This window comes from Paramagnetospirillum marisnigri, assembly GCF_001650715.1.
Lineage (GTDB): Bacteria > Pseudomonadota > Alphaproteobacteria > Rhodospirillales > Magnetospirillaceae > Phaeospirillum > Phaeospirillum marisnigri.
Window position 1 is genome coordinate 1 of record NZ_LWQT01000087.1, and the last position, 7,307, is coordinate 7,307.

General features: G+C 55.9%; 6 protein-coding genes. 1 reads left to right on the top strand and 5 read right to left on the bottom strand.

The window, feature by feature from the left end:
- Positions 1-201 precede the first annotated feature (201 nt).
- Positions 202-525 carry a hypothetical protein gene (locus tag A6A04_RS15995; RefSeq protein WP_068494655.1) on the top strand — a complete coding sequence of 108 codons (324 nt, stop codon included), beginning with the start codon at positions 202-204 and terminating at the stop codon, positions 523-525.
- A 12-nt stretch (positions 526-537) separates the two neighbouring features.
- Here the strand turns inward: A6A04_RS15995 and A6A04_RS16000 are convergent, their stop codons facing one another.
- The 5 genes from A6A04_RS16000 to A6A04_RS16020 all read right to left on the bottom strand — a co-directional run bounded on the left by A6A04_RS16000 (position 538) and on the right by A6A04_RS16020 (position 7,081).
- Positions 538-4,239 (bottom strand): two-partner secretion domain-containing protein, encoded by a 3,702-nt coding sequence (locus tag A6A04_RS16000; RefSeq protein WP_082914985.1) that lies wholly within the window; start codon positions 4,237-4,239, stop codon positions 538-540.
- Between the two features lie 3 nt (positions 4,240-4,242).
- The gene (locus A6A04_RS16005) at positions 4,243-5,946 is read right to left on the bottom strand and encodes a ShlB/FhaC/HecB family hemolysin secretion/activation protein (RefSeq protein ID WP_068494661.1); all 1,704 of its coding nucleotides are present in this window, start codon (positions 5,944-5,946) and stop codon (positions 4,243-4,245) included.
- Positions 5,943-6,260 (bottom strand): hypothetical protein, encoded by a 318-nt coding sequence (locus tag A6A04_RS16010; protein WP_156612656.1) that lies wholly within the window; start codon positions 6,258-6,260, stop codon positions 5,943-5,945. The genes A6A04_RS16005 and A6A04_RS16010 overlap by 4 nt, the downstream gene beginning before the upstream one ends.
- Before the next feature lie 141 nt (positions 6,261-6,401).
- The gene (locus A6A04_RS16015) at positions 6,402-6,710 is read right to left on the bottom strand and encodes a helix-turn-helix domain-containing protein (RefSeq protein WP_068494665.1); all 309 of its coding nucleotides are present in this window, start codon (positions 6,708-6,710) and stop codon (positions 6,402-6,404) included.
- Positions 6,707-7,081, bottom strand: coding sequence for a type II toxin-antitoxin system RelE/ParE family toxin (locus tag A6A04_RS16020; RefSeq protein ID WP_068494667.1), 375 nt, complete (start codon positions 7,079-7,081; stop codon positions 6,707-6,709). Before A6A04_RS16020 ends, A6A04_RS16015 begins: the two co-directional genes overlap by 4 nt.
- Positions 7,082-7,307: the final 226 nt, after the last annotated feature.

Consider the following 7,307-nt stretch of genomic DNA (forward strand, 5'->3'; position numbering starts at 1 on the left):
TCATATCCGCCCCCTGTTCCGTCATACGGATAGGGAATCACGAAACCCGAGCCGACGCCAGTTTCCGGAGGTGCCCATCTTGTGACCTCGTGGACCCGAAGTGGGCCCCTCGGCCAACAAGGTGTCCATGGGGATGATCCGGCTCCGGGATGGTATGCCGATACGCTCTGTCTCCAGCCGAACGCCACGGTTCGCCTGCTTATGACCGAGATCGGTGAGAACAACCTGTTCCATTTTCTGGCGGGAAGCCCGGCCTTCACCCGGTTCCGCTTTTGGCGGATATGTCCCGAGGGGAGCAGGCATCGGTTTGCTTCGGCCTCAAGCGAGGTCACCGTCACGGTCGAAAAGCATGCCGAGGGCAAGGCGGAGGTTGATGCCGTTATGAAGGAGCGGCACAGGGCGGGAGTTATTGACTGGTGGTCGGAAGCTGGGGATGTGACTTGCCGATTGAGGGAGGGGAAACTGCTCGGCGGGGGGCGTGAGGTAATCCACTGGACGTTCCGCTATGGCGGGCCTTTATCGTGAAAAATTCTGCGACTACATATAAACATCTCTGATATTAACCTCCACTATCTCAACAGTAGGAAACCCAAGTATATTTGTTGAATGTATCTCCTTAAAAACAAGTAAATCTGGATTTTTCATGGCAAATTCTCTTACGCTAACTCCGCCAACATTTGCCATCTCTTTTATTAGCATATCTTGTGCAATAATCTTGGAGTCTTTGCTGGAAATAGAATTGGCTTGATATGCCCCCATAAACACGGTTGTTAGTTTGTCAACTTCAGACAGAACTTCAAGCATGTTCCCTTCAATATTTTTAGTTTTTTCAATCATGTCTACTACATCACTGGCTGCTTTAGCCGTTGCAAGGTCCTTTGTCCCCGCACTCAATGTCCTGTATAAATTAATAGCGGCGCTGACTCTGTCATCTATTTTTCCTGTTGTTGTTGCCTCAATCGAAGACATGAGCTTATTTGCAATGTCTTTAACAATTTTGATGTCTCTTGTTGAAATGTTACCTACATTTTCAACTAATGACCTTGCTGTATCTGGAAGTGACTTTACAATGTCAAACGTCTCTCGTGAAAGATTTGCAACATTGAATATTGTATTAACTGATCCACTTATATCAGACATTGTCTTAAGTGCTGACGACATTGCATCAATCTGACTCCCCGTCGCAAACATTAACTGCGCTACTTTCCCATTAAATTGGGCTGTAATGTAGTCTTTCTTTCCAATGGCCCCGCCTCGATACCAAGTGGCAAGATCCTTAGCAACGGCTTCCCTGACTTTATTTACTTCATCAGGGTTGCGCTGCATCATCCTAGATGCGTCGCCCAAAAATGACCCGAACGCATCATTTAGAGCGAGCAGCGCTCCCGTGGGGGTTGACACCTGCTGAATCTGCGCCACTAGAGCAAAGTTAATATTGGGGAGGTTGAGGCCACCGGTTTCTGGCTTGGGCTTGGGGTCAGTCTTGGGGTCAGTCTTGGGGTCAGTCTTGGGGTCAGTCTTGGGGTCAGTCTTGGGGTCAGTCTTGGGCACCGTCGTGAGCGCACTCACCGCAGCCGTCAGCGCTGCCCCTCGCCTCGTAACCAGGGCATTCCAGACCACGGCTTCGGTTCCTGAGAACTGGCCGTTGACATATTGCTTGGCAAGATCGGTATCGCTGGTGCTTTCGTAGACGTTCCAGCGCCTGTTGGCCTCAACCTGAACCGCCGTGGCCGCGCCATTTTGGTAGAGGGCATGCCAAACCGGATCGGCCGGGTCATTATTGAAATCACGGGTGATGATCGCCGCCAGCAGGGTGGGGGCATCGGCGGTGCGATATGTGTTGTAGAGGCGCTGGGCGGACTCCTTGTTGACGACGGCGGGAACCTTGGTCGTGGTCGCCCCAGAGGTTGAGGCTGCGCTTCGGAGGGTTGGGTAGGAAACGCCTTCGTTGATTTGCCAGACATTGGTGAAGTCCCAGCCAGGGTAGCTGGCCTGTTGTTTCATTTGGGATAAAGTATTGCCATTAACTTGTTGGGCTCCATTTGCATCGATGTAGTTTGAACTCATTTGATTTCTTAAAGAATAAAAATCATCCCACGGCGCGACGTAAATAACCTCACCATATACCCCCGTATTTGGATAGCGAACTTTTGCTGCGAAGTAGCTATCCGATATTAATCCACCAAAGTGAAAACGTCCAACAATGCCTCCAGAGACTGATTGAAATAGCCCGGCAGTTGAGATGTCGCCAGTAAAATAGCTATATTGAATTTTTCCTAGACTTGATCCTGATATGCCTCCGACATAACCAGTGTCGTTGTTAAGGGTTGCCGTGCTAGATGACCTTGATATTATGCCATTAGGCGAATTGTTGCCGGATATTCCGCCAACATTTATTGATGCGCCAATGAATCCAGATACAAAAGAATCTTGTATTTCTCCTTTGTTGTAGCCAGCTATGCCGCCAACCGCTCCGCCACCAATTATATTTGCGTTATTTAGTACAATATTTTTTATTTTTCCAGAATTCGTGCCAATAAGGCCGATGTATTGGCCTGCATTGGAGTGTATGTATAAATTTTGTATTTTATTTAGGTCTCCGTCTAGTGTGCCGGAAAATTCGCTATTCCCAATTCCAATCGGCTCAAATCCAGTTCCATTGTTCCAATTATTTGTTTGTGTTGCATCTATGTTGTTGCTAATTGCAAAGTGACCGGAGAGGTTTGAAGAGATATTTTGTAATTGGACTACATCCTTAACCAGCATATACGCGGTCATGGTCGCTCCCCCGCTGAGGGAGACGTTGCCGGTATAGGGATTGCCGCTGGTATCCGATTTTGTGGACGCATCGGTAAAAGACGTTGGGTTGTAGTAAAGCCCGACGGAGCCGCCATTGGCGGCGAGACGGCCGCTGCTTCCAAACAATATGGTGCCGGTACCGGTGCCGGTGCTGTCGGCTCGGAGTTTGATGCTGCCTCCCCCTGTCGCATTGATGGCGGCGTTGACATCGATGTTTCTATAGGCGGTCAGGGTGAGCTTGTTGGTGCTCCCCCATGAAATTCCGTCATAGACTTGGATGTCGCCATCTTCGATACCAGCGGTGGCAGTCTGAATTTCCAAATTGGTCCCCGCCAGAATAGTGGCGATTTGGCTGCCACTGAGGTCTCCTCCGGAACTGGCGATGAGAAAGTTGGTGGGATCGATCAACCAGCGCCCCGTTTTGCCGAAGGGGGCATTGGTGCTGATGCGGGCAGACGGCGCTATCGTGACATGTTCACCCGATGTTTCAATGAAGCCACCATCGCCGCCATTGGGAGCCGACACATCAAGTGTTCCTCCGACTTGAACCGTGCCTGCGTCGAGACTCTTCAGGATAATCTCGCCGCCTTGCTGTTCAACGGCACGGGCGCTGATCAGGCCGGTGGTGTTGATGGCGTTGTCCACCACGCCCTTGGCGACATTGGCGGTCATGAGCACCCGCCCGCCATCGGCGTAAATCTTACCGCTGTTTTCGATCAGGCTGGACACGGGCTGACCATCGATGCCCACGACCTGCTGGGTGATCTTGTCGCTGGCCTGGAAGAGGATGAGATTGTCGCCGTAGAGGTCGAGGGTCACGCCGTTGGCGGCGGCGAGCGCCACCTTGCCCAGGCGGGCGGAGATGATGCCGGAATTGCGGAGATAGGGAGAGACGATGGCAACCAAGCCGCCATCGGCGGCAGTGATGGTGCCCTGGTTGATGATCTGGGCGTTAGGCTTGCCGGGGATATCGAACTTCATGGTTCCGGCCATGAAGTTCTCGGTCTTGATGTTGGCGGTGGAGGCCACCAGCGCCGCTACGTCGATCTTGGAATCCGCGCCGAACACGATGCCGTTGGGATTGACCAGGATGATTTGACCGTTGGCCTGAAGCTTGCCGAGAATCTGCGACACCTGATCGCCGGTCACCCTGTTCAAGGCAATCGCGGAGGACGATGGCTGGACGAAGCGTGTGGTCTCGTCCGCAGCGATGCTGAAGCTTCTCCAATCAATAACGGCACGGTTGCTTGACTGGTTGACCTGCACCGTCTTGGCGTCGGGTTGGCTGATGGTGGCGGAACCTTGGGTGACAACGCCACCTTGGGGATTGGCATGGGCCAGCGAGATGGTCAAGCCGAGCATGGGCAATGCCCCTGCAAGGGCGGTGGTAGCCTTGAGCCAGGACCGGAGAGCGCGACGGTGGGAGGGATGCTTGCTCATGCCCTAATACCTTGCCGAGATGCTGAAGAAGAACCGGGGTTCTTTGCCCTTACCGCCGGGCAGGTTGGCATTGACCGGACGGGTCAGGGGCTTGTCCATCTCCAGACTGCCGCTGAAATATTCGGTTAAGCCGAAGCGGATGCCGATGCCCGCCGAAGTCGCCGTGCGGATGGCGTTGGTGTTGACCGGATCGCGGTCGTGGGTGAGCCCGGCATCATAGAAGATGAAGGGCTGGTAGTATTTCAGATCGATATCCTCGACCTGGCCGCTGTACTGGAGTTCCAGCTTGCCCGCGAAACCGTTGTCGCCGGTGATCTCGGACGAATCATAGGCGCGGCCATATTGCGAACCGCCGTAGCCGAACTCCTCCGACGACAGCAGCGCATTGGCCGACCATTGGCCGGTCATGCCAGCAACCAAGGCGAAATTGTTGGGAAGCTGCTGGGTGCGCGACGCATCTAAGGTCAGCTTGGTGAAGTCGGGGCGGCCCCGTGCCCGCGACTTCGAGCCGTATTCGTAGCGGGTTGCGCCAAGACTATCGATGCCCCGGTAGAGGTCGAGGGCGAACATATTGACGCCTTCCCAGGAATCCGAGAAGTCGTAGGAGCCTCCGATCTTGAACGCCCTGGTGTGGTCGTTGGATGACACCTGCCCCAATTGTTCTGAGCGGGAATCCCGCGAGGTGAAGCCGGTGGAGAGCGAGAAGTTTTCCGCCCTGGTGCGGATCAGAGGATGGGAAAATGCGGCACTGAGGGTGACGTTGCGCGAGCGCTGGTCGAGGGCACGCAGGGACTCGCCCGGTTCGCCCCGGCTGCGGTTGCCGGACAGGGTCAGCTTGGTTCCTTCGGAATTCAGCACTTCGTCATGCTGGATCGCCAGATAGCGGAGTTCATCCCGTTCGAGGGTGTTAATCCAACTGACCGAGGTCTTCTCGTACAGACCGAGGATAGAGTTGATGCCCGCGCCAAGGGTGTATTCCCGAGGGCCGCTGGTCTTGGTGCCCCGGTTATCGAACGAGGCCGACAGGTCGATGTATTTGTGCTCGATGATGAACACCACGTCCGAGGCACCGGGAACGGTCTTGGACGGGCGCAGCATGGCCTTGGCCTTGACGCCGGGCAGGTCATTGGCGAGCAGCGAGTAGCGTTCCAGCACCTTGTTGTCGAGGGGTTTGGATTCCTTGATCCGTTCGCCCCATTCGTAGAAGAGGGCGGCGCGTCCGTTGGCTTCACCCTCGATCAGCACCTCGTTGACATGACCCTCGACGACCTTGATGACGACGGCACCAGCGGAAATACGCTGGGGTGGGACGATGGCCTTGGAGAGGATGAAGCCTGCGTTGCGGTACTTGGCGGTGATCTCGTCCGCCAGCTTGTAGACCTCGGTCAGCGAGACTTCCTTGCCCAGTTTGTCGGCATGGAAGGCGGAGAGGTCATCGACCGGGAAGACCGTCGCCCCCTCGATGGTCACGCCGGTCAGGGTGAAGCGGATTTTGTCCGATTGCTCGGGCGGCATCTGCTCGTCGATCTCGGGTGCTTGCGACTCGATGACCGATTGCGGCTTGCGCGGTTGCTCGAAGCGCTTTTCGATCCGTCCCGGATCGGTCGCACCGGAGGTGGCGGCCACGTTGACTTGCGCCCAGGCATCGGCGGCGGACAGGGCTGCCAAGCAGGCCCCCGCAGCCAGGAGAGAACGAGTGTGGCTCATTTCTTCTCTCCCTCCGAGGAGGGGGGAAGAAGGATGATGTCAGGCTGTTGAGCCTCTTCCCCAGGCTTCTTCTCCAGAACGAACGGCAAGCAGCAATTACCCTTGATGACCGGATCGATATAAGTTGGGGCGTAAGGGTCTTTGAGGGCGTCAGCCGGGGATGGGAAGCGGCGCTCGATGCGCCCCGGATCGTCGGAGGCGGGCAGGCGATTCTGCTGGGCTATGGCCTGCGAGATGCTTCCAAATGCAAAGGCACATAGGAGTGCAGCCAGAAGGATGGCCTTCCGTGCGTCACTTCGGGTCACTATCAGCAAGGAAACCCCCTCGACCAAACACCTCACGCGTGCACACCCCGTGGGATTAATGCCACATAAAAGGTGCGGGTTTCAATCCGAAGATTCTACGTATGAGATTCCATTCAGAGGGGGGCGCAGTAGCGCCCGGCGTTTGCTCAATCACTCCGCCGCCAGCGTCCTGATCCCTTTGCGTTCGACCAGATCAAGTAGCTTGGCGGCAGGGCCGCTCGGCTTCTTGATACCCTGTTCCCATTGCTGAACGGTGGTCTTGCCGACGCCAAGAAAGGCGGCAAATACGCTTTGGCTGACATGTGCTGCAGCCCGGATGCGCTGCACCTCCTCGGCGGAGAACGTCCGCTTGGGCGGCAGGCACAGGCTATCGAATTCCCACATGGTGATGTCGGCCATGCGCCCCTTGTCATGAAGTCGCTTGGCGCTGGCATGGACGTTGTCAAGAATTCGGCTCATGGCACAATCTCCAGTAGATCGCCGTCGGCCACGATCTCCGCCAGGGTGGCGTCATCGTAACCCATGTAGACCTCGGCCAACCGGGTCAAGGCGGCCTTTTCCTTCTGGGTGATGTTGTCCTTCTCTCTCTTGGCGAATCCGTGAAGAAAGAACAGCCGATCACCCTGCTTCCAGGCGACGATGACCCGATAGCTCCGGCTCTTGCCCCGCCCTGGCGCAGCCACCCGCTTTTTCAGAAGGTAACCGCCAAGGTGGGCGTCGATCAGGCCGCTGTCGATTTCGAGGGCTGCCGCCATCAGCATGGCGTCGGTCACGTCCTCGTCGTCAGCCCAGTCGTCGAAGCCAAGGTTTTTGAATACCCGGAGAGTCAAATTGTATCACTCTGTGATATGAGTTTCAATTGCCGTCGCTGTGCTTCCGGGCGCATGGTGGCAGCGGACGGGATGGTGTCAAGTCTCCCCTCATGCCGCCTGCTCTCCGCGCTCTCCATGCTGGAAACCTACCAGGAAGTCGGCAGCCTTGTGGCTCACGTCGCTGCGTCGAGCGGGGCTGTCCCAGCACCAGGCACGCCCGGCGCTCCGACACCGCCAACCGCTC